At 71.1% G+C, this 21,568-nt stretch carries 24 protein-coding genes; 14 read left to right on the forward strand and 10 right to left on the reverse strand.

Annotated features, from left to right (window positions below; genetic code table 11):
* Window positions 1–1,761 (forward strand): J domain-containing protein (locus MNY60_RS13230; protein ID WP_242360771.1); only part of this gene is annotated, 1,761 nt, incomplete at its 5' end.
* A 6-nt stretch (window positions 1,762–1,767) separates the two neighbouring features.
* Entirely contained in the window at window positions 1,768–2,235 is a 468-nt protein-coding gene (gene yhbY / locus MNY60_RS13235; RefSeq protein WP_242360773.1) for a ribosome assembly RNA-binding protein YhbY, read from the forward strand.
* A gap of 176 nt (window positions 2,236–2,411) precedes the next feature.
* Here yhbY and MNY60_RS13240 read toward each other — a convergent pair whose 3' ends face one another.
* Window positions 2,412–2,714: a hypothetical protein gene (locus MNY60_RS13240; protein WP_242360774.1), complete on the reverse strand. Its 303-nt coding sequence runs from the start codon at window positions 2,712–2,714 to the stop codon at window positions 2,412–2,414.
* Between the two features lie 110 nt (window positions 2,715–2,824).
* On the opposite strand from MNY60_RS13240, the gene MNY60_RS13245 reads away from it, so the two are divergent.
* Window positions 2,825–3,445 (forward strand): putative metallopeptidase, encoded by a 621-nt coding sequence (locus MNY60_RS13245; protein WP_308197131.1) that lies wholly within the window; start codon window positions 2,825–2,827, stop codon window positions 3,443–3,445.
* Between the two features lie 139 nt (window positions 3,446–3,584).
* On the opposite strand, the gene MNY60_RS13250 is transcribed toward MNY60_RS13245, so the two are convergent.
* Window positions 3,585–4,178 (reverse strand): fumarate hydratase C-terminal domain-containing protein, encoded by a 594-nt coding sequence (locus MNY60_RS13250; RefSeq protein WP_242338323.1) that lies wholly within the window; start codon window positions 4,176–4,178, stop codon window positions 3,585–3,587.
* Window positions 4,179–4,398: 220 nt separating this feature from the next.
* Here MNY60_RS13250 and MNY60_RS13255 point away from each other — a divergent pair, with 220 nt between their 5' ends.
* Window positions 4,399–5,334: an RluA family pseudouridine synthase gene (locus MNY60_RS13255; protein WP_242338325.1), complete on the forward strand. Its 936-nt coding sequence runs from the start codon at window positions 4,399–4,401 to the stop codon at window positions 5,332–5,334.
* A 95-nt stretch (window positions 5,335–5,429) separates the two neighbouring features.
* On the opposite strand, the gene MNY60_RS13260 is transcribed toward MNY60_RS13255, so the two are convergent.
* From MNY60_RS13260 to MNY60_RS24305, 4 genes are all read right to left on the reverse strand, one after another.
* Window positions 5,430–5,885, reverse strand: coding sequence for a biopolymer transporter ExbD (locus MNY60_RS13260; protein WP_242338327.1), 456 nt, complete (start codon window positions 5,883–5,885; stop codon window positions 5,430–5,432).
* Window positions 5,886–5,887: 2 nt separating this feature from the next.
* On the reverse strand, window positions 5,888–6,304 hold the full coding sequence (locus MNY60_RS13265) for a biopolymer transporter ExbD (protein ID WP_242338329.1): 417 nt from the start codon (window positions 6,302–6,304) through the stop codon (window positions 5,888–5,890).
* A 43-nt stretch (window positions 6,305–6,347) separates the two neighbouring features.
* Window positions 6,348–7,106 (reverse strand): MotA/TolQ/ExbB proton channel family protein, encoded by a 759-nt coding sequence (locus tag MNY60_RS13270; RefSeq protein WP_242338331.1) that lies wholly within the window; start codon window positions 7,104–7,106, stop codon window positions 6,348–6,350.
* Window positions 7,107–7,171: 65 nt separating this feature from the next.
* The gene (locus MNY60_RS24305; RefSeq protein ID WP_242338333.1) at window positions 7,172–7,915 is read right to left on the reverse strand and encodes an energy transducer TonB; all 744 of its coding nucleotides are present in this window, start codon (window positions 7,913–7,915) and stop codon (window positions 7,172–7,174) included.
* 488 nt (window positions 7,916–8,403) lie between these two features.
* On the opposite strand from MNY60_RS24305, the gene MNY60_RS13280 reads away from it, so the two are divergent.
* Window positions 8,404–11,820, forward strand: coding sequence for a TonB-dependent receptor (locus MNY60_RS13280; RefSeq protein ID WP_242338335.1), 3,417 nt, complete (start codon window positions 8,404–8,406; stop codon window positions 11,818–11,820).
* Window positions 11,821–11,842: 22 nt separating this feature from the next.
* The gene (locus tag MNY60_RS13285; protein ID WP_242338337.1) at window positions 11,843–12,397 is read left to right on the forward strand and encodes a hypothetical protein; all 555 of its coding nucleotides are present in this window, start codon (window positions 11,843–11,845) and stop codon (window positions 12,395–12,397) included.
* A gap of 279 nt (window positions 12,398–12,676) precedes the next feature.
* Here the strand turns inward: MNY60_RS13285 and tsf are convergent, their stop codons facing one another.
* From tsf to MNY60_RS13300, 3 genes are all read right to left on the reverse strand, one after another.
* Window positions 12,677–13,336: a translation elongation factor Ts gene (tsf, locus tag MNY60_RS13290; protein ID WP_242338339.1), complete on the reverse strand. Its 660-nt coding sequence runs from the start codon at window positions 13,334–13,336 to the stop codon at window positions 12,677–12,679.
* 83 nt (window positions 13,337–13,419) lie between these two features.
* A complete protein-coding gene (gene rpsB / locus MNY60_RS13295; RefSeq protein ID WP_242338411.1) occupies window positions 13,420–14,373 on the reverse strand; it encodes a 30S ribosomal protein S2 in 954 nt (317 codons plus the stop codon).
* A 421-nt stretch (window positions 14,374–14,794) separates the two neighbouring features.
* Window positions 14,795–15,814 (reverse strand): competence protein CoiA family protein, encoded by a 1,020-nt coding sequence (locus tag MNY60_RS13300; protein ID WP_242338341.1) that lies wholly within the window; start codon window positions 15,812–15,814, stop codon window positions 14,795–14,797.
* 122 nt (window positions 15,815–15,936) lie between these two features.
* Here MNY60_RS13300 and bcp point away from each other — a divergent pair, with 122 nt between their 5' ends.
* Genes bcp through mutM form a run of 3 tightly spaced genes read left to right on the forward strand, consistent with a single transcriptional unit; the run spans window position 15,937 to window position 18,631 of the window.
* Window positions 15,937–16,392, forward strand: a complete 456-nt coding sequence (gene bcp, locus MNY60_RS13305) for a thioredoxin-dependent thiol peroxidase (RefSeq protein WP_242338343.1) — start codon at window positions 15,937–15,939, stop codon at window positions 16,390–16,392.
* Window positions 16,393–16,436: 44 nt separating this feature from the next.
* Window positions 16,437–17,750: an RsmB/NOP family class I SAM-dependent RNA methyltransferase gene (locus MNY60_RS13310; protein ID WP_242338345.1), complete on the forward strand. Its 1,314-nt coding sequence runs from the start codon at window positions 16,437–16,439 to the stop codon at window positions 17,748–17,750.
* Window positions 17,751–17,803: 53 nt separating this feature from the next.
* Window positions 17,804–18,631 (forward strand): bifunctional DNA-formamidopyrimidine glycosylase/DNA-(apurinic or apyrimidinic site) lyase, encoded by an 828-nt coding sequence (gene mutM / locus MNY60_RS13315; RefSeq protein ID WP_242338347.1) that lies wholly within the window; start codon window positions 17,804–17,806, stop codon window positions 18,629–18,631.
* 203 nt (window positions 18,632–18,834) lie between these two features.
* Here the strand turns inward: mutM and MNY60_RS13320 are convergent, their stop codons facing one another.
* Window positions 18,835–19,221: a GFA family protein gene (locus MNY60_RS13320; RefSeq protein WP_255821299.1), complete on the reverse strand. Its 387-nt coding sequence runs from the start codon at window positions 19,219–19,221 to the stop codon at window positions 18,835–18,837.
* 165 nt (window positions 19,222–19,386) lie between these two features.
* Between MNY60_RS13320 and MNY60_RS13325 the strand changes: the two genes are divergently transcribed.
* The 5 genes from MNY60_RS13325 (at window position 19,387) to MNY60_RS23860 (ending at window position 21,384) form a co-directional block, all read left to right on the forward strand.
* Window positions 19,387–19,824 carry a VOC family protein gene (locus tag MNY60_RS13325; RefSeq protein WP_242338351.1) on the forward strand — a complete coding sequence of 146 codons (438 nt, stop codon included), beginning with the start codon at window positions 19,387–19,389 and terminating at the stop codon, window positions 19,822–19,824.
* A 145-nt stretch (window positions 19,825–19,969) separates the two neighbouring features.
* A complete protein-coding gene (locus tag MNY60_RS13330; RefSeq protein ID WP_242360776.1) occupies window positions 19,970–20,314 on the forward strand; it encodes a dihydrofolate reductase family protein in 345 nt (114 codons plus the stop codon).
* Complete coding sequence (locus MNY60_RS13335) at window positions 20,311–20,634, forward strand: hypothetical protein (RefSeq protein ID WP_242338355.1); 324 nt, start codon at window positions 20,311–20,313, stop codon at window positions 20,632–20,634. Before MNY60_RS13330 ends, MNY60_RS13335 begins: the two co-directional genes overlap by 4 nt.
* Before the next feature lie 121 nt (window positions 20,635–20,755).
* On the forward strand, window positions 20,756–20,965 hold the full coding sequence (locus tag MNY60_RS13340; protein ID WP_242338357.1) for a hypothetical protein: 210 nt from the start codon (window positions 20,756–20,758) through the stop codon (window positions 20,963–20,965).
* 284 nt (window positions 20,966–21,249) lie between these two features.
* Window positions 21,250–21,384 carry a hypothetical protein gene (locus MNY60_RS23860; RefSeq protein ID WP_277956999.1) on the forward strand — a complete coding sequence of 45 codons (135 nt, stop codon included), beginning with the start codon at window positions 21,250–21,252 and terminating at the stop codon, window positions 21,382–21,384.
* Window positions 21,385–21,568 lie beyond the last annotated feature (184 nt).

The following is a 21,568-nucleotide window of genomic DNA, read 5'->3' on the forward strand; positions in this document are numbered from 1 at the left end:
TACCGTCCTCCGCCCGCCCGCCCCACGCCGCCGCCGCCGGGCACCGCCCCCGCGGCGGCGGGCGCGCCGGAGGCCGCTGCGCCGCGCGCGGCGTACGGCCTCGCCGAGCGAGAGGTCACCGCCGCCGCCGCGATCGCGGCGGGCTTGCCGCGCGAGGGGACGCTCGCGAGCGACGGCGCGCTCCGGCTCTTCCTGCTCGCCGCCGCGAACCAGGCGCACGGCCGCCTCGCGCTCGCGTCGGGTCAGGCGCGGTACGCGCTCACCTTCCGCCGCGGCGCCGTCGAGCACGCCGCCTCGGCCGCACCCGAGGACGAGCTCGGCCGGTTCCTGGCGCGGCGCGGAGCGCTCACCCCCGAGCAGCTCGTGCGCGCGGAGGGCGCGCGCGCCGGCACGGGCGGCGACCTGGTCTCCGCCCTCCTCGCGGAGCGGCTCGTCGCGCCGGCGGACATCGCGGTCTTCCTCGCCGACCACGGCGCCGCCATCGTCGCGCGCGCTCTCGCGCTCGAGGCGGGGAGCTGGGGATGGGAGCCGGGCGTGGCGCCGCCGCCGTCGGGCTTTCCGCTCGGCAATCCCTACGCGATGGTCTCCGCCGCGGTGCGCGCGCTCGACGTCGTCGGCGCGGAGCGGCGCCTCGGCGAGCGCATGACGCGCGCCGCCTCGCGCGTCGTCGGACGCGTGCGGCTCGAGGACCTGCGGCTCACGCCGCAGGAGGCGCGCGCCGCGGGGAGCTTCGACGGGCGGAGCCCGGCCGAGCTCGCGGCGGCGCAGCCGGCCGAGGCCGCGACCCTCCTCCGCGTCGCGTTCCTGCTCGCCGAGGCCGAGCTGCTCGCGTTCGGAGCGCCGCGGGCGGCCCCGCGGGCGGCCCCGCGCGGCCCGGCTCCCACTGCGAGCCCGCCCCCGGTCGCCACTCCCGCCGCGCGCGCGCCCTCGGCCGCGACTTCGCCCATGCCCTCGCCCGGACCGCCCGCCGCGCGACCCGCCTCGCCCGCGAAGCCATCCCCCGTCGCTCCGCGACCCCCGCCCGCCGCCACCCGTCCGCCGGCGGCGCCCGCGGGGTCCCGCCCGAGCGCGCCCCCGCCGCCTCCTCCTCCGCTCGACGCCGGGGAGCTCCGAGTCCTCCTCGAGGGGCTCGCGAGCGCCGATCACTTCGAGGTCCTGGGCGTGAAGCGCGCGGCGACTGCGGCGCAGGTGAAGGTCGCCTACTTCCGGCTCGCGAAGACCTACCACCCGGACGCGGTCCCGGCGGACGCCCCCGCCGAGGTGCGTGCGCTCTGCGCCGACGTGTTCGCGAAGGTGAGCGCCGCGTGGAGCGTGCTCGGTGACGAGGCGCAGCGCGCGAAGTACGAGGAAGAGCTCGCGTCCGGCGGGGCCGCAGACGTGGACGTCATGCGGATCCTCCAGGCCGAGAACGTGTTCCAGGCGGCGACCGTCCTCGTCCGCGCCCGCCGCTACGCCGAGGCGCTCGCGAAGCTCCGCGAGGCGATCGTGCTCAACGCCGACGAGCCGGAGTTCGCGATCTGGGCGGCGTGGTGCGAGTTCCTCGTCGCGAGCGAGCCGCGGGCGCAGCACGCGGCGAGCGCCGCCTCCATCGAGGAGGGGCTCCGCCGGAACTCCCGCTGCGCGCCGGGGTACCTGTTCCTCGGCCAGATGGCCAAGCTCGTGGGGGACCTCTCCCTCGCCGAGCGCCACCTCAGGCGCGGCCTCGCGGTCGCGCCCGAGCACGTGGACCTCGTCCGCGAGCTCCGCTATCTCAGGAAGTGAACGCACATGCCTGCTCCCACGAACCCGAAGAAGCGCGCCCTGATGGCCTCGACCCGGCTGCGCAAGACCCTGCGCGCCGCCGGACACCACCTCTCGCCCGTCGTGCAGGTGGGCAAGGAGGGCGTGACCGAGGCGGTGCTGCGCCAGCTCGACGACGCGCTCGGGACGCACGAGCTCGTGAAGGTGAAGATCGGGACCGAGACCCCCGAGGATCGCTTCGAGGCGGCGGACCGGCTCGGCGCCGAGACCGGCGCGCAGGTCGCGCAGATCCTCGGGCGCACGATCCTCGTCTACCGGCGGCACCCCGAGAAGCCGCGCTACGAGGCCGCCCCGGCGCGCCCCGCGGCGGAGGCGCCCGAGCGTCCCACGCGCGCGCGCGCGACGAAGCGCACGTCGGCGCGCAAGTCGACGGCGGCTCGCGCGAAGCCCACCCGGGGCGCGAACCGGTCCGGACCCCGGACCCGCACGCGCTAGGGCCCGGCTCACGGGCCGGTCAGCGCCGTCTCACGTCCGCAGGGAGGGATGCAATCCCTCCCGGCGGGGAACGGTCGCGAACCCGCGAAGCGGGCGCGACCGGTCACGGGCCCCGCCGCGCAGGGGTGGGGCCCCAGCGGCTCTGCCGCTGGGGCGGGGACGCAGTCCCCGTTGGATCAATTCAGCTCGCCGTCGCGCGCCCGGTCGTAGCCCGAGGGCGCGTCGGCGATGAAGCGCCGGCGCACCGCCTCGATGTCGTCCTCGTCGGCGACGCCCTTCTCGAGCAGCACGTTCTCGGCGATCTCCGCCTGCGTGACGGCCTGGGCGACCTCCCCCTCGGCGGCCTCGAGCCGCATCCCGAGCTCGCTCACGCGCTCTCCCAGCTCGGAGACCTCGGCGACCAGGCCGCGCTCGCGGCGGACGAGCCGCACGAGCGCGGTGGAGAGCAGGGCGACGGCGACCGTGAGGAGCAGGACCATCGGCGGCCATCGTATCGGGCCGGCCCGGCGAAGTGAAGGATGCGGGTGCGGCGAACGGCGTCGCTGTGGGAGCTTGTCGCCCGGGCGGCGCTGGGCGATCCTGGCCCTGCGTGGCCCGGCTCAACGTGACGCTGGCGGTGAAGCGGCTCGTGCGCGACGTCGCCGCGCGGATCCCCGAGCTCGCGCACGTGCGCGCCTCCCGCATCCTCGTCGTCGCCGGCGAGGCGCGGCGCGCCTCCCGCGCCACCATCCGGCCGGCCCACTTCAGGCAGACGCGGGCCCGCGGCGACGCGGGCCGGAAGAAGCCGCTCATCCGCGTGAAGGGCCGCAAGATCCTCTACGTCGTCACGCTCCGACCGCTCTGGTTCCGCGCCTCGACGCCGGAGCAGCGGATCGGCACGATCCTCCACGAGCTCTACCACGCCTCCACGCGCTTCGACGGCACGCTGCACCGCGGCCGGCGTCACTCGCGGCTCGCGCGGGGACCCTACAACCGCAAGATCCGCAGGCTCCTCGAGCGCTACCTGGCCGAGGCGCCGGCCGAGATCGTCGCGCCCTTCTCCAAGCACGGGATCGTCCGGGCGCGCATGTGGCTCGAGCGGCCCTGCGGCTACTACCGCGAGGAGAGCTACCGCGGGCGGCAGACCTACACGGAGGCGCAGCTCTTCTACGGCCTCGTGCGCATGGAGCCGCCCGAGCGCCGCCGCGCGCCGCGCCGCAAGGCGCGGTGAGCGTTCGCGGGGCGGGGCGCCCGCGGGGCACTCACGGCCGGCCCGCGCGGCTCGAGCTCCTCGCCGAGGCGCCCGAAGGCGTCGCCGCGGGGCAGCCTTTCGCCTCGGCGGGAGCCGCACCGCCCGAGCGCGAACGCAATCAGAGGCTCGTCCGCTCCAGCAGCGCGCGCGCCGCCTCCGCCTCGCGCTCGAGCGTCGCGTGCAGGCTCTCGCCGTGCGCGTCCATGGTGACGATCGCGGGGAAGTCCTTCACCTCGATGTCCCAGATCGCCTCGCGCACCCCGAGCTCGTCGAGCCTGTGCACGCCGTGCACGCGCACCACGCGGCGGGCGAGCGTCACGGCGAGCGCGCCGACCGCGTGCAAGTAGACCGCGCCGTGGGCGGCGAGCGCGGCGAGCGTCGCGGGCCCCATGCCGCCCTTTCCGACGACGCCGCGCACCCCGTAACGCGCGATCACCTCGGCCTGGTAAGGCTCCTCGCGCAGCGACACGGACGGGCCGGCGGCGGCGAAGCGCCAGGCGTGCGTGGCCGGATCCTGGGCGACCACCGGGGCGCAGTGATAGATGAAGCGCCCTTCGACGAGCCCCTTCACGGCCGGATCGAGCGCGCGCAGGAGGGCGCGGTGGGCGGCCTCGCGAGCCGTGATCATGCGACCGCTGAAGAGCACCTCGTCGCCGACGTGGAGCGAGCGGACGGCCTCGTCGTCGAGGGGCAGGGTGAGCGAGGTCGGCATGATCCGGTCCTAGCCGGAGGTGGGGCGCTGCGCCGCGGCGGGGCGGCCGCTCGACCGGGGCGCTGCAGGCGAAACGCGGTTGCCTCGCCGGGCGGAGAGGCTCTATCTCCCTCTCGGGGCCGAGCCTCCCCGATAGCGTGGCGCCGCGAACCCGGCGCCGAACGGGGCCCAGGGGCTGGCTCCGCAAGAGGCCGCGCCAGGGGCGCGGAGAACGGATCGCATGCGACGGGAGATTCGACTGCCGCTCACCGCCTCGGGGCGGCTCGATCGGGCGCTCGCGGACGCGCTCGGGCTCGGGCGGGCCACGGTGAAGCGCGCCTTCCAGCTCGGCGAGGTGCGGGTGCGTGGACGCCGCGCGCGCGCGAGCGACGCGGTCGAGCCGGGCGCCCTGGTGGAGATCGACGTGGAGGCGCCGGCGGGTCCGCCCGAGCCCGAGCCGGAGGCTCCGCTCGCGGTGCTCGTCGAGACGCCGCGCCTCGTCGTCGTCGACAAGCCGGCGGGCATCGCCGTCCACCCGCTCGCCCCCGGCGAGGGCGGGACGCTCGCGAACGCGGTGGTCGCGCGCTTCCCCGAGTGCGCCGGCGCGTCGCCGGAGCCGCGCGAGGGCGGCGCCGTCCAGCGGCTCGACATCGAGACGAGCGGGTGCGTGCTGTTCGCGCGCGACGCCGAGGCGTGGGAGGCGCTGCACTCCCGCTTCTCGCTGCGCGAGGTCGAGAAGGTGTACCTCGCGCTCGTCGTCGGGCGGGTCGCCTCCGGCGGGGTCTCGTCCGTCCCGCTCGCGCAGCGCGGCGGCCGGTCGGTGCCGGTCCCCGATCCGGAGACGGAGGAGCGGCTCCTCGCGAAGGGGCTCCGGCCGCGACCCGCCGAGACGCACTGGGAGGTCGCGCGACGCTACGAGACGCACACGCTGCTGCGCGTCCGCATCGTCACGGGCGTCATGCACCAGATCCGCGCGCACCTCGCGAACCTCGGTCACCCGGTCGCGGGCGACGCGCTCTACGGCGGCGCGGCGTCCGAGCTCCCGGGGCTGCGCCGTCAGTTCCTGCACGCCTCGCGGCTGGCCGTGGACGGCCCCGACGGCGCGCGCGTCGAGGCGATGAGCCCGCTCCCGACGGAGCTCGAGGCGGTGCTCGAGCGGCTCGGCGCGGCCCAGTAGGGCTGGGGCCCCGGAGCCTGGGATCGGGGCGCGCCGCTAGTAATGAGAAGGGCCGGCGCGAGCCGGCCCTTCGAGACGCTCCGCCTGGAGCGCGGCTACTGCGGCGCGGGCTGCGCCGCCGCGGCCTGGGCGGTGATCGGCGGGTCGGTCATCATGCCGATGGTGTTCACGCCGGAGCCGTGCGCCTGGTCGAGCACGTACACGACCTGGTCGTACTTCACGGTGTCCTCGGCGTTGAAGAACAGCACCTTCGAGGGCCGTCCGTCGTACGCCACGTGGAGCCGCTGCATCGCGTCGGCGACGCTCATCTCCTGCTTGTTGAGGAGCACGTTCCCGTTCTGCAGCGCCGTGAGGATCGTCTGGTCGGGCGGCACCGAGTCGGGCGGGACCGGCTGCATCTCCGGCTGGTAGTCGGGGACGCGGATGAACTTCTGCTTCTCGGCGAGCGGCGTCAGCACCATGAAGATGATGAGCAGCACCAGCACCACGTCGATGAGCGGCGTGACGTTGATGTCCGAGGCGGGCTTCTTCGTCCCGAGCGCCATCCCCATGGCTATCTCTTCTCCTTGATCTCGCTCGCGGCGAGGCTCACGCCGAGCAGGTGCGTCTTCGAGACCTCCAGGATGATCTCGCGGACGCGCTTGTAGTCGACGGCCTTGTCGCCCTTGATCATCACGGGCGAGCCGGGCGCCATCTGCATCGCCACGTTGAGCTCGGTGGAGAGCTCTTCGAGGGGCACCTCCGCCTTGTCGATCCAGGCCTTCCCATCGGCGGTGATGGAGAGGAGGACCGGGTCGCCGCCGCCCTTCAGGGCGGAGACGTGCTTCGCGTCGGGGAGCTGCACCGGCTTCCCGCGCTGGAGCATCGGGGTGATGACCATGAAGATGATGAGGAGCACCAGCACGACGTCGACGAGCGGCGTCACGTTGATGTCGCTCTTCACCGACTTGCTGCCGACATCCATCGACATCGCGTTCGGCTCCTGAGAGGCGTCCCGGAGGTGCGCGCGGCGGCTACTTCGCCTCGCGGCCTTCCTTCATGAAGAAGTCGACGAGCTCCGTGGCGGAGTCGGTGATGTCGACCTGCATGTCCTCGACGCGGTTCGTGAGGTAGTTGAACATCATGACGGCGGGGATCGCGACGAGGAGGCCGAAGGCGGTGTTGATGAGCGCCTCGGCGATCGCGCCGGACACCGTGCCGAGACCGCCGGAGCCGGTGGCCGCCATGTTCTGGAAGGCCTTGATGATGCCCCACACCGTGCCGAGGAGGCCGACGAACGGGGCCGTCGAGCCGATCGTCGCGAGCGAGCCGAGGCCGCGGCGGAGGTCGTTGACGGTGCGGAGCGAGCTGCGCTCGACCGCGCGGTTCACGGCCGCGATCACGTCGAAGTCGCCCACGTCGTGGGGACCCTTGGTGCGGACCGCGTCGACGCCGCGGCTGTACTCCTCGATCGCGAGGCCGAGCACCTTGGGCAGGTGGCCGCGCTTCAGCTTCTTGGAGAGCTCCACCGCGTCGCCGAACTTCCCGCCGGGGAGGAGGTCGCGCAGGCTCGCGGCGTACTGGCGGGAGGCCTTGTTGGCGCGGGAGTAGGTCACGAGCCGCTCGGCCATCACGCCGAGCGAGTAGATGCTCATGATGCCGAGGATCGCGGCGACCACGATGCCGAAGCCCTCGATCGACTTCACCATGTTGACGAGATCGAAGGTGCCCGGGGCGGCGCCGGCGGCCTGGGCCATGACGAGGTTGTTCAAGGAAGCGAGCGGCTGGAACATCGACATCTCCTGTGGGCTGAAACTACTTCTTCGAAAGGTGAACGCCTCGACGCGGGAACGAGCGCCTAGCCTGCGGTGAAGCGGATGGGGAGGATCACCCAGATGGACACCGGGCGGCCCTGGGCATCCGCGCCCGGCACCCAGCGGCACCCCTGGACCGCCTGCCAGATCGCGGTCGAGATGCGCTGGTCGGGGACGTTGGTCATCACCTCGAAGCGCGACGGCGAGCCGTCCGGCCGGATCGCGAACTTCACGGTGATCGGGCCGGAGATGTAGCCGGCGAGCTGCTGCGGGATGCGGACCGAGCGCTGGACGCAGCCCGGCTCGGCCATCTGCGGCTTGCGGTAGCCCGCAGTGGCGAACGCGGGTGCGTCCTCGATCTCGTTCGTGGGCCGGGCGCCGACGACACCGCCGACCACGCCCTCGCCCTCGGCCGCGTCGCCGTAGTCGTACTCCGGCTCGGGCGCCTCGTTGGGATCCGGCGCCTTCATCTCAGGCTGGATCTCCTGAGGCTGGATCAGCGCCTGGGGCGGCGGCGGCTTGGGCAGATCCGTCCGCGGCTTCGCGTCGGGCGGCCGCTTGCGGGCCGCGGGGGGCGGCGCAGGCGGCGGGGGAGGGGGCGGCGGCGGCGCGGTCTTGACGAACTTCACGTCCACGACCGGCTCGTCGATCACCTTCGCCTTGATGGCTGCGGAGGCGGTGATGATCGCCGCGATGAGAATGCCCTGGAAAAGCGTGGAACCGAAGACGTAGCCCGCGCGACGCGCAGCGGCCTTACCGCCTTCCTTCTTGGTGACTTCGTCGAACACGCGCCGGCGGCCTCGCTGCTGCTGCGGTTGACGGCAGAATCAGCCGGAAAAATTGAAGACGCTTCCTAGTCTCCGCGCCTGCACGTTGTCAACAGCGCTGGCGAAAATAGTGCGCATGGCGCGGAGGCGAAGGCAAACCGTTGCGCGTGCTCGATGTGCGCTGACCACGGCCGGCCGACCTTCCAGCCGCTCGGGATCCCCCGAGGGCGTGCGAGCAGCGTCCCTTCTGCGGTGCCCTCCACGCCCTAAGCGGAACGTCGCGACTTGCCGGGGCTTTCGGAAAAAGCACGTAAACTCGGAGTGTTACGTCCCGGGCGGGGTGTAAGAGACAAGCTCGGCTAACAGTCGGCGTCGTCTTGACATTCCTCATAACGACTGCCTACAAGGGCGCACTGACCCGTCGGTCGATCGCTATGTGTGCCGTGATGTGCCCACACGAGCGATCGCCCGCCTGGCTGCGGCTGAGTGCTCTCTCCCTGGAGGAAGTCATGAGGAAGAAGTTGCTTCGCCTCGCGCGCCTCGCGCCGCTCGCGTTGCTGTTCGCGAGTGTCGCCTCCGCGCAAACCACCGGCACCATTCTCGGTGTGGTAACCGATGCTTCGACCGGAAAGCCGGTCGCCGGCGCCGTCATCGTCGCCACGAGCCCTGCGCTTCAGGGTGAGCAGACGGCCGTCACGGACAACAACGGCAACTTCCGCTTCACCCTTCTCCCCTCCGGCGCTTACCGCCTCGCGGTGCAGCTCGAGGGCTACAAGTCCACCGAGCGCTCCGACGTCACGCTGCGCCCCGACAAGACCATCCGCGCGAACCTCGCCGTCGTCCCCGAGGCGGTGCAGATGGAGGAGCAGGTCGTCCGGACGGGGGCCGCACCCGCGGTGAACGTCGGCTCCGCCGAGGCGGGCGCCGTCGTCTCCAAGGAGTTCATGTCGAGCATCCCGGTCGGCCGCGGGTTCGACGCCATCGCCGTCGTCGCCCCGACCGCCAAGCTGGACGCCACGGGCGTCGGGTTCGCCGGCGCGCAGGGCGCCGAGAACCAGTACATCGTCGACGGCTTCAACACGACCGACCCCGCGTACGGTACGCGCGGCGGCAACGGCGGCTTCAACGCCCCGCCCTCGCTTCGCTCGAACTTCCTCCAGGAGATCGACGTCAAGACGAGCGGGTTCAACGCCGAGTACGGCCGCGCCACCGGCGGCATCATGAACGTCATCCTGAAGTCGGGCTCGAACGAGTTCCACGGGTCCGTCTTCTCCACCTTCACGCCCAGCATGCTCGTCGAGCCGACGGGCAAGACGACGGGCGGCCTCGGCGAGGCGCTCGCCTACCGCGCCAAGCCGGACGAGGGGTCCTACGGCCTCGACTTCGGCTTCGAGGTCGGCGGCCCGATCATGAAGGACAAGCTCTGGTTCTACGCCGGGTTCTCGCCTGTCACGAGCCGGACCATGTACCAGCGGTTCGCCCGCCAGAACGCCACCGAGCTCAACTCGGGCGGCACCTGCCCCGCCGGGACGACGCCGGACGGCGGTCACGGTGAGTGCGTGGACGCGCTCCTCAACCCGATCCAGACCACGATCCCCGGGACGGAGCGGAACCTCCGGACGAGCCGCACCACCTACCAGTGGGTCGGCAAGCTCACCTACCTGCTCGACGAGAACAACAACTTCACCGTCACGGGCTGGGGTGCGCCGTCCTCGCGCACGTCGCTCAACGCCGGCGGTCCGTTCTACGGCGCCTCGCCGGCCGCGGCGGCCCGGAGCCGCGAGCTCCTCCCGCTCGACGAGAACCAGCTGTCGGTGCTCGGTCGCTACGGCGGCAAGTTCCTGGACAAGAAGCTCATCACCGAGGTCTCGGGCGGCGTCTACCACTCGAAGACCTCTCCCCAGGACAAGACCGTCGGCGGCGTCGACCAGTTCAAGACCGCCGAGGTGGAGTGGGGCGGCACGGAGCTGAACCTGACCGACTTCGAGGCCCTTCCGGCCGGCGCCGTGGCGCAGGGCTTCTGCAGCAACCCCGCCGACACGGCGGCGTGCCCGCTCGACGCGTACACGACGGGTGGCCGTGGCACGGTCTTCGACAGCACGAGTGACCGCTTCAACGGCAGGGCGTCCGCGGCGTACCTCGCCGAGCTCGCCGGCCAGCACACCCTCAAGGGCGGCGTCGACCTCGAGCGCGTCCAGTACAAGGTCGACGGATATCACTCCGGCGGCGCGATCTGGTACTTCGCGCCAGCGACTTCTACCCTGCCGGATCGCTTCTACGCGTACCGGTCGTTCGGCACGATCGTGAACCCGGGCGGCGGTCCGCTTCCGACCAACGCCAGCACGGGTTTCCCCGGCCTGGAGCTGTCTGCTATCCAGGCCGCGGCCGCGGCTGGTACGCCGGTCGTCACGCGCACCACCCAGACCAACAAGTCCGAGACCGACAGCTTCGCGTACTTCCTCCAGGACTCGTGGCAGCCCGGGTTCTTCCCGAACCTGACCCTCAACGCGGGCCTCCGCCTCGAGACCCAGTCGATGAAGAACCTGTCCGTGAAGAACGGCAGCTCGTTCGACATCACCGACAACTGGGCGCCGCGCGTCCAGGCGATCTGGGACTTCACGGGGAACGGCCGCGGCAAGCTCGCCGGTGCGTGGGGCCGCTACTACTACGCGATGCCGCTCGACATGGGTAACCGGTCGTTCGGCGCCGAGGTCCAGCTCCAGTACTTCCTGAACGCGTCGAGCTGCGGCTTCGCCGGGAACTTCGGCTCGTTCGACCCGAAGAGCCTCGACTTCCCGTCGGCGCTCGGCAACGGGTTCAACTCGACCTCCTGCGCGATCCAGCCCCGCTCCGGTGGCAACAACGACGTGCGCCTGTACGGTGGTGCGACCCCGATCGACCCGAAGCTCAAGGGCTCGTACAACGACCAGTTCGGCGCTCAGGCCGAGTACGAGATCCTCCCCGATCTCGCCGTGGGCGTCGATTACCAGGGCCGCCGCCAGGGCGCCGTCATCGAGGACATGTCCTCCAACGACGGCGGTACGTTCTTCATCTCCAACCCCGGCGAGCGGAGCGGTGACATCACCGTGAACGGGGTGGTCGTCGGCAACGCGACGAACGTGCAGACCTACGACCCGATGACGAACAAGACGGTCACGACGAAGTTCCCGAAGCCGGAGCGTTCGTACGACGGCGTCACCTTCAAGGCGACGAAGCAGTTCTCGAACAGCTGGCTCGCCCAGGCGAGCTACACGTACTCGTCGCTGCGCGGCAACTACTCCGGCCCGTACTACCCTGAGTACGGCCAGCTCGACCCGGGCATCACCGCCGCGTACGACCTCGCGTCGCTCATGGCGAACACGACGGGCTACCTCCCGGGCGACACCACCCACCAGGTCAAGCTCTTCGGCGCGTACACCTACAGCTTCAGCCCCCGCCTGAGCGCGACCGCCTCGGGCGCCTACAACGGCATCTCCGGCACGCCGGTCAGCGCGATGGGCGCCCACCCGGAGTACGGCTCGAGCTCCGCGTTCATCATCCCGCGCGGCCAGGCCGGCCGCACGCCGTTCGTGAACACGATCGACGTCGGCGCCGGCATCGGCTACACGGTGAAGCCGCCGTACGCGCTCAACTTCCGCGTCGACGTGTTCAACGTGTTCAACGCGCAGGAGACCCTGGAGTACGACCAGGACTACACGTTCGACACGGTCACTCCGATGAACGGGCTGAACTGCGACTCGAAGAACTCGATCGGAAAGTCTGACCCGATCGGCGCGATCCAGAAGGACTGCCCGGGGCTCGCCTACCTCAAGAGCGTCGACGGCCGTCCCGTCACCGTCAACCCCAACTTCGGCCGTCCGAGCCGCGCCACCACCGCGTACCAGCTGCCGATCTCGCTGCGGCTGGGCGTGGCGCTCTCGTTCTAGCCCGGTCCAGGGAGGAAACGACATGAAGAACACCAAGTGGTTGTCCCTGGTGGCGGTGGCGGCGCTCGCCGTCGCCTGTGATCCGTACTCGGACGCGAAGAAGGGCTCGCCCCAGATCGTCGCCGTGACCGCGGCGAACCTGGCGGGCGGTGCAGACGCCGTCTCCGCAGACCGGACCGGCGAGGCGTGGAGCTCCGCGGGCACCTGCGGCGGGATCCTCGACAAGGATAAAGCTGTCGTGAATCCTGGCCAGTTCGACGCGACGACCATCTTCGTCACGTTCGATCGACAGGTCGACGGCGGCCTCGTGCAGACGTCGCTGACCGACTGCACGCCCGCGGCCGGCTGGCTCACCGTGACGCCCGCCGCTCCGGCGGGATCGGCCTGGTACTCGTGCTACTCGCCGTCGTCGCCCAGCGCGGCGGAGGGCGGGTCGGTCGTCGTGTACCTCGGCCCCGCCGCCGGCTCGGACGGCTGGGGGGACGCGGAGTTCATCGACGGCTCCGCTCCGGTCCACATCACCGGCACCGTCGCTGGCAGGGCCATCGACGTGACGCTGGGTGCCTGCGCGCCGTAAGCGTCGCGAGCACCACGTAAGACATGAGAGGGCCGGCCTCCGGGCCGGCCCTCTTCTATTTGCGGGTGACGCCAACAAGCCCGCCCCAGCCCCCCGCGCGACGCGACCGACCCGCGACCCCCGCGACCCGACCGAGAGTTCTCGCGTTCGTCCGGTGAGTCCGTCCCGCGGACGGTCGCGCTGCGGCGCCCGCTCCGTGGAAACCCGTGCCACGACAAAGCCCCGGCCCGCTTGCGCGGACCGGGGCTTCGGATGCTGCGAGGCTTCTGGAACCGCTGCCTACTTCTGCAGGCCGGCCGCCTTGGCGACCTCTTCGGCCAGGTTCTCCTGCTTCTTCTCGAGCCCCTCGCCGAGCACGAAGCGGGCGAACCGGCGGACCTGGATGTTCTCGCCGATCTTGGCGACCGCGTCCGTGAGGACCTCGGACATCTTCTTCTTGTCCTCCTTCACGAACGGCTGGTCGAGCAGGCAGAACTGCTCGTAGAACTTCTCGAGCTTGCCCTGGGCGATCTTCTCGAGGATCGCCTCGGGCTTCTTCTGATCGCGCATCTGCGCCTTCGCGATCTCGAGCTCCTTCGCGACGATCTCGGCGGGGACCTCCTCGCGGCGGACCCAGGTGGGCGACGCGGCGGCGATCTGCATCGCGATGTCCTTCACGAGCGCCTGGAAGCCGTCGGTGCGAGCCACGAAGTCGGTCTCGCAGTTCACCTCCACGAGGACGCCGATCTTGCCGCCCATGTGGATGTAGCTCGCGACCTGGCCCTCGGTGGCGGCGCGGGAGGACTTCTTGGCCGCGGCGGCGAGGCCCTTCTTGCGGAGCACCTCCTCCGCCTTCGCGAAGTCGCCGCCGGCCTCGGCGAGCGCCTTCTTGCAGTCCATCATCCCGGCCCCGGTCTTCTCCCGGAGCTCCTTCACCATGTTCGCGTTCACTTCGGCCACGGGTGTTCTCCTTCGTGCGTTGAAAAAGGATCGGGGGCGGACCCGCCGGGCCCGCCCCCGGAAAGCTCCGGGATGCGCCGGGTCTACCGGTTCGCGTCGCCGCCGGGCGCAGGCTGCGCCGGCGCCGCCGTCACGTCGCCCTTGCGGACGACCTCGACGTTCGCGCTCGCGGCGGCGCGGTCCTCGCGCGGCTCGCGGCGCTCGCGGTCACGGCCACCTCCGCGGCGGTCGCGGCGGTCGCGGCGATCCTTCTGCCCGCGCTCGCTCGACGCGTCGCGATCCTCCTCGCCCGGGCGCCGCTCCTCGCCGTGCTGCGCGGCCCAGGCGGAGTAGCGGGCGCGGCCCTCGATGCAGGCCTCGGCGACCTTGCCGGTGAAGAGGCGGATCGAGCGGATGGCGTCGTCGTTGCCCGGGATGACGTACTCGATGCCCTCGGGATCGCAGTTCGTGTCGACGACCGCGACGACCGGGATGCCGAGCCGGTTCGCCTCGTGCACCGCGATGTGCTCCTTCTTCGTGTCGATCACGAAGATCGCGGCGGGCAGGCGGCTCATCTCCTTGATGCCGCCGAGGTTCTTCTCGAGCTTCTCGCGCTCGCGCTCGAGCTGGGCGACCTCCTTCTTGGGGAGCCGCTCGTAGGTGCCGTCCGCCGCCATCTTCTCGATGGTCTTCAGCCGGTCGATGCCCTGCTTCACGGTCTTGAAGTTCGTGAGCGTGCCGCCGAGCCAGCGGTTCGTGACGTGGTACTGGCCGGAGCGGGAGGCCTCCTCGCGGATGGCGTCCTGCGCCTGCTTCTTCGTGCCGACGAAGAGGACCATGCCGCCCTTCGCGGTGGCGTCCGAGACGAAGCGGAGCGCGCCGCGGGCGAGGCCGACGGTCTTCTGGAGGTCGATGATGTAGATGCCGTTGCGGGCGCCGAAGATGTACGGCTTCATCTTCGGGTTCCAGCGCTTCGTCTGGTGGCCGAAGTGGACGCCCGCCTCGAGGAGCTGCTTCATCGTGATGGCGGTGCCCGTCGTCGTGAGGGCGCTCGCCATCGTGGGCTCCGCGGCCTGGGCGGCGGGGGCCGCCTCCGGCGCCTCGGGCGTCGGCGTGGGGGGAGCGATCGGGTCCTGCTGCTGCGGCTGCTGCTGGTTTTCCATGTGATCTCCGGTTTGTGTCCGCCACCTCGCCGGGACTGAAGACGCGCCTTTTGACCCACGGGACGGGCGAGAAGCCGCCGTCGCCGGGAGCACCGGAGCGCGCCGATGCGGGAGGTGTGTGAATTTGCTGCGCCACGCGTCCCAGGCTGCGGGTCGCGCCACCGCGAGCCACGAGGGCGCACGGGGGACCGTCCTCTAACACAACGGACTCCCCGTCGCAAGGCGACCCGACGTGGACGGCGAGTGGCGGAGGATGTCGAAAACCTCCGTGGTTGCCGCGGCTTGCGGGGGACTTTCCTGCGCCCTCCGTGAAGGGTCAGCGCCGCCACCAGGACAGCGCCACGACCGTGCCGTCGTAGCCCCGCCAGGCGACCGGCCGCGCGGTGCGATCGGGGCAGGCGTGGCGGGCGATGCGCGCTCCGAAGCCGAGCTCCCCGCCGCCGCACTCCGGGCAGCGGAAGCGCTCGGCGAGGTCCGCCCGATCAGCGTCGGAGAGCGGTGCGTCCCCCTTGGCCGCCGCGGGGGTGGCGGAGGCCAGCGCCGGCCGGGCGCCGAAGAAGCCGCGCGCCCGGTACGCCTCGAGCTCGGCGATCTCCGCGTGCTCGCCGCCGAGCGCCCGATCCGCATCCGCCCGCGCCTCCGCCGCGCAGGCGGGGCAGGGGCGAAACCCCAGGCTCCGGAGGCATGCGACGGAGATCCCCTCCGCGTCCTCTCCCTCCCACTCCTCTCGAGCGTCGATCTCGACCGCCGGGACGCCCGCCGCCGAGAGCGCCGCCTCCTTCTCCGCGTCCACCGCGTGCGTCACGACCACCTCGATCGCGAGCGCGGGACGCTCCCCGGCGAGGACGAGCACGTCCGCGCGGAGCGCGCCGACGGCGCCCTCGGTCAGGGCCCGATCGCCCTCGCGGGCGAGGTCCCGGGGCGCGGCGCGCCGGCACGAGGGGCAGCGCGCGAGGAGCGTCACGCGGCGGCGGCCGGCGAACGCGTCCTCGCAGAGCGCGAGCAGCCGCTCCTTCGCGTCGAGGTGGAGGGCGGTCTCGGGCGCGGTGAGCGGGCAGGCCGAGCCGGCCCGGTGGGCGAAGTGGCGCCTGCGCACCTTGCCGAGGTGCGGCACGAGCTCGTCGCCGCAGCCGAGGCAGGTGAACGGCGCGCGGCGGCGGCGGTCCGCGGGGTCGAGGCGGAGCGCGTGGACCTTCCTGCCGTCGCGGTCGCGCGCCCAGGCGAGGAGCACGTCGTCCGCGGCCCCCGGCGCGGTCGGACGGGCGCGGGGAGCCGCGGGCGAGGCTCCGGGCGGCGCGAGGGTAGGGCCGTGCCTGGGCTTCGAGCGGCGGCGCATCGGTCGGAGTGTAGCGCCGTCCCCGCCCGGGATCCTGCGCCCGCGCTCCGCGCCGGGTACGGGTACGCGGTCGCTTCCGACAGCCGGTCGTGACCGCGCCGGCGGGAGCCCGAGGAGGATCCATGGCGCTCGAGGTGGGCCAGAAGGCCCCGCAGTTCGCGCTGCCGGACGAGGAGGGGAACGAGGTGAAGCTCTCCGACTTCGCCGGGAAGCGCGTCGTCGTGTTCTTCTACCCGAAGGCCGACACCCCCGGTTGAACGCGGGAGGCCTGCGACTTCCGTGACGAAGTCGACGCGTTCAAGAGGAAGAAGGTCGCGGTGGTGGGGATCTCGAAGGACACCCCCGCCGCGCAGAAGAAGTTCAAGGAGAAGTACGACCTGCCGTTCCCGCTCCTCTCCGACCCGGGCGCCGAGGTGATGCAGGCCTGGGGCGTCTGGAAGGAGAAGAACATGTACGGGAAGAAGACGATGGGGACCGAGCGGACGACCGTGCTCGTCGGCCCGGACGGCAAGGTCGAGCACGTCTTCCCGAAGGTGAAGGTGGAGGGGCACGTGGCGGAGGTGCTCGAGAGCCTGTAAGGTCCGCGCGCCCGCCGGCCCCCGCCGGCGGGCCCCCGACTGCCATGCCGCGCAAACCGCTCCGACCCCGCCCGAACCGCCTCGACCTCGTGGACCCGCTCGTCCTGGAGGTCTACGGCCTCGTGCGCGACCAGGGCTGGCTCGCGGATCGCGCCCTGGAGCGCGCGCTCCGCCGCGACCCGAAGCTCTGGGCCTCCGAGCGGCGAGCGGTCGCCGAGTCGGTCTACGGGCTCATCCGCTGGCAGGCGCAGCTCGACTACCTGCTCGGCGGCGCGCCGGATCTCGCGACGCGCTACGCCGCTTGGCTCGTCCGCTTCGAGCACCTCGCCCCGGCGGACGCGGCGCGGCGGCTCGCGGTCTCCCCGGCGGCGCTCGCCCGGCTCGAGGGCGCCGAGGCGCGGATCGCCGCGATCGCGGACCCGATCGAGCGGCTCGCGCTCGAGGCCTCCTTGCCCCGCTGGATCGCCGAGCGCTTCGCGGGCGAGCTCGGCCTCGACGAGGCGCGCGTGCTCGCGGCCGCCATGAACGCGCGTGCGCCGCTCACGGTCCGCACGAACCTCCTCAAGGGCGACCGCGAGGAGCTGCGCGGCAAGCTCGGCTCGGAGGGCGTCGCCGCGGAGCCGACCCGCCACTCTCCATGGGGGCTCGTCCTCGACGGCCACCAGAACGCCTTCGCGCTCGGCTCGTTCCGCGAGGGCCGCTTCGAGATCCAGGACGAGGGCAGCCAGCTCATCGCGCTCGCGTGCGGCGCGCGGCCCGGCAAGATCGTGGTGGACGCCTGCGCGGGCGCGGGCGGCAAGTCGCTCGCGCTCGCGATGGAGATGCACAACAAGGGCTCGCTCCACGCCCTCGACACGGACGCGGACCGGCTCGAGGACGCGAAGAAGCGCGCCCGCCGCGCCGGCGTGCACAACCTCCGCGCCCGCGTCATCGCCGCAGGGCCCGAGGCCGAGGGGCAGCTCCAGGACCTCGCCGGTCAGGCCGACCTCGTGCTCGTGGACGCGCCGTGCAGCGGCCTCGGCACGCTGCGCCGCAAGCCCGACGCGCGCTGGCGCCTCACGCCCGAGGACCCGGTCCGCTTCGCCGGGATCCAGCGCACCCTCGTGCGGCGCTTCGCGGCGCTGCTCAAGCCGGGCGGGCGGCTCGTCTACGCGACCTGCTCGATCGGCCGGACCGAGAACGGTGAGGTGGCGGACTTCGCCGAGCGCGAGGTCGGGCTCGTGCCGGTCCCGCTCGCGCCCTTCCTCGGCGAGGAGCGGGCGAAGGTGCTCGGGGTGGACGGCGCGCGGCTCGAGCTCTTCCCGCACCGGCACGGGACGGACGGGTTCTTCGTGGCGGCGTTCGAGAAGCGGAAGTAGGGCGACGGCGGTCGCGGTGGGGATCGAGAGCGGGCTCGAAGCCGAGGTCACGCGTGCCTGAGCTTCCCGAGGTCGAGATCGCCGCGCGTAATCTCCGCCGCTGGACGAAGGGCCGGCGCATCGAGCGGATCGAGCCTGACCCGAAGGCGCGCTACGTCTTCCGGCCCGCGAGGCCGGCCGCGTTCGCGCGCGGCCTCGAGGGCGCGCGCTTCGGTTCGATCCGCCGGATCGGCAAGCAGCTCCTCGTCACGCTCGAGAAGGACGGCGCGCCGGTCGGCCTCCTCGCCCACCTCGGCATGACGGGCAAGTGGCTCCGCCGCGACGGCGACGGCGTCCCGACCCGCTTCTCCCGCGCGCGTTTCCACCTCGACGACGGCGCCGTGCTGCACTTCGACGACATGCGGCTCTTCGGCCGGCTGCGGGTCGTGCCGGGCGCGCGCTTCGAGGAGGTGCCCGAGATCGCCGAGCTCGGGCCCGATCCGCTGGAGCAGGGCATCGATCTCGAGCGGCTCGCGAACTCGCTCGGCCGCTCGAAGCTCCCCGTGAAGGTCCGCATCCTGGACCAGGCGCTCCTCCCCGGCGTCGGCAACATCCTCGCGAGCGAGTCGCTCTTCCGCGCGAAGATCGATCCACGCCGGCAGGCCCGCTCGCTCACGCGCGCCGAGGTTCGACGGCTCGCCGACGGGATCCTCGCGACAGTGAAGGAGACCATCGCGCGCGAGGAGGGCCCTGAGATCACCTACGTGGAGGAGGGGGCGGAGAACCCGTTCCTCGTCTACGCGCGCGAGGGCGAGCGCTGCCCGCGCTGCCGGCGGGCGGAGATCGTCCGCATCGTGCAGGCACAGCGCTCGACGTTCTACTGTCCGCGCTGCCAGCGGTGAGGGTCACGGCCGGCTTCGGGACGAGGAACCGCACCCGCGCGCCAGATTGCGATTTCGAATCGTTCTCCCGCGGACCTCGACCCGAATTCTCCGCCTCGCGACGTGAGCGCCACCGAGACGTGGGCGCTTGGCTCGCTACGGCGAGCCGGAAGGAGCGGGGCGATCAGCTCCCACGTGCCATCAGGAATGTTCCGGCCGTCGCTCTAGAGCGCCTTCCCGTTGATGACCTGGACTTCTAGGGAGAGAACATCGAGGTCATGAACGCAGCCGAGGTTGACCCGATAGTCCCCCAGCCTTGCGGGTCCTTGGTAGTCGGGTGGTACGGACGCCACCGTGCTGAACGGAGATATGCCGCAGGTGCGGCAGAAGAAGTGGTTCATGGCCTTGTCCCCGAACTGGTAGAGGGCCAAGTGCTCTTTACCTTCCACGTCGACATCCGATGGGCGGAAATAGTTCGAGGACATGACCGCCCCCTTGCGGATGCAGATGGAGCAGTTGCACCTTCGGCCGCTCGTGATCTCCTCGCACGTGAACGTGAAACGGACGGCACCACAATGGCAACTGGCGCTGTAGGTTCTCGGTGTTGTCATGTCATGCCTGATTAGCCGCTTAGCGCCGGCCACGAATTCGCGACATCCGAGCCACTCCGGCTCGCTACGCTGACCCGCGCGAGACCGTGCATCACGAGGCGTGACCTCCTAAGTCAACGGATGGCGAGCACGAGGCGGATACAGGTACTGGAAGGCATAGCGTCGATGACGGTCAAGCGCATGGACAACGTCGGGATCGTGGTGGAGTCGCTCGATACCGCGATCTCGTTCTTTGGTGAGCTGGGCCTGAAGCTCGAAGGACGAGCCACGATCGAAGGAGAGTGGGCGGGGCGCGTTACCGGGTTGCGCGACCAGCGCGTCGAGATCGCCATGATGCGCACGCCGGACGGCCACGGCCGGCTCGAGCTGTCTCGATTTCTCACGCCCCGTGTGGTCGCCGATCACCGGAACGCCCCAGTGAACGCTTTCGGTTACCTACGTGTCATGTTTGCCGTCGAGGACCTCGACGATACGATCACCCGGCTCCGCAAGCGCGGCGCAGAGCTCGTCGGCGACGTGGTCCAGTACGAAGACACGTATCGGCTCGCCTACATACGCGGGCCCGAAGGACTTCTCATCGGGCTCGCCGAAGAACTCGGCTGAGCGCTCGAGAGTGTATGCGATGCACGGACCCCGTGTGGCGGCCAGGTGATCCCCACAACGACATGAACATCGCCATCTACATCGCCACCTCCGCGACGGCTTCATCTCAAATGCCCGCAACGTCCCCGACAGCGAGGGGGGCCTCGTGGTGGTGCTCACGAGCCACGCGGGCGCGGCCACCCCGAACCCGAGCGTCGTGTTCACGAGCGCCCGTCCCCACGAGATCGTCTCGATGCTCGAGGGGAAGGGGTTCTCGGAGGCGGTGATCGTCGGGGGCACGTTCACCATGAGCCAGTTCGTCGATGCTGGGCTGGTGAACGACATCATCCTGGTGGTGGAGCCGGTGCTCTTTGGTGGCGAGGCCCTACCGCTGCTGAGAGGGGTCGCACACGACCACGAGCTCCACCTGATCGACAGCGCAAAGCTGAATGACGACACGATTCGGCTGCACTACCGGGTCGCCGCGCGAAGCCGTAGCCACTCCACGTGAACGACGTGCCAGACCCGATCGACGACATCGTCAAGATCTCCCCGGAGATCCACGAGGTCATCTTCGAAAACGACCGGATCCGTGTGCTCAAGGTAACGGTCAAACCCGGCGACCGGGTGGCCATGCATAGGAACCCGGAGAACATCAACTACATCCTCAAGCCGGGTACGCTGCGCCTTACCAGCCTCGACGGCTCGGTCGTCGACGTGGCGCTCACCGACGGGCAGGTGATCCCTGCTCCCGTGGGCTCACACGCGGTCGAGAACGTCGGCGGCACGGTAGTGCAGACCATCTGCATCGAGCTCAAGAGCGGGGGATGACCGCGCCGTTCCCGCTGCTTGCCGTCCCGGATCCTCACCATCCAGATGTGGGTGCGCAGCAGCACGTTCCGGCGGTCGTCAGCCCGGGATCGTATTCTGGGTTCGAAGCTATGAAGCGATCGTGGCCATCTGGCTGAGAATCTCCACCGAGCGCCAGAAGATCGACTCGCAGAGGAATGCCGCCGAGCGTTACATAAGGGTTCCCGCTGCCGTCGAGCGAGCCTCCGAAAACCTCGAGCGGCTTGGAAAGACGGAGGCCGCGGCTGCGTTGGTAGCGATCGAGAAGGAGCAGGTGGAGAGGGATCGAGCCGAGCGAGAGGTGATCCGATGATGATAGGTCGATCCGGGAAGAAGCTGGCCTGGGCGCTCGCGCGTATGAAATGGACTGCAGTGGCCGCTGCTGTTCCGTTGTGGTGTGGGTGCTTCGGGCCGTGCGATGTGAAGGTGATTTCAGAGATGGTCGCACCATCGGGTCAACGTCGTGCGGTCGTGTTTCGGAGAAGTTGCGCGACTGTTAGCGATTCCGTGCAGGTATCCGTCCTGAGTGTGGGCGAGCGTCTGGGGGACAAGCCGGGGAACGCGTTCATCGCGGACGCCGGGGATACGGGCGCACGTTTGACGGTCGGAGTGCGCTGGGACTCCGACGACACCTTGAGGGTCAACTACGATTCGCGCCTGCGCCTGTTCCGGAACGAGGCGAAGGTCCGCCGCGTGGACGTGAAGTACGTTCCAGTCACGGGTACGCCGTGACGTCGTCGTGTGGCGCTGTTCTACGCATTTCCGATCCGGTCTTCCGGTGAGCTAGGTAACGCGCCATGACGGAGTGGCTGCAATCGGTGCCCGGCCTGGTCATTGGCATATTGTTGATACTGTTTCGCAGGCGCTTCGCCGACCACGTTGTCGACTCCCAAAATTGGGTGCTCGGGATTCGTTT

Origin of the sequence: Anaeromyxobacter sp. SG17 (genome assembly GCF_022690695.1) — a bacterium.
Lineage (GTDB): Bacteria > Myxococcota > Myxococcia > Myxococcales > Anaeromyxobacteraceae > Anaeromyxobacter > Anaeromyxobacter soli.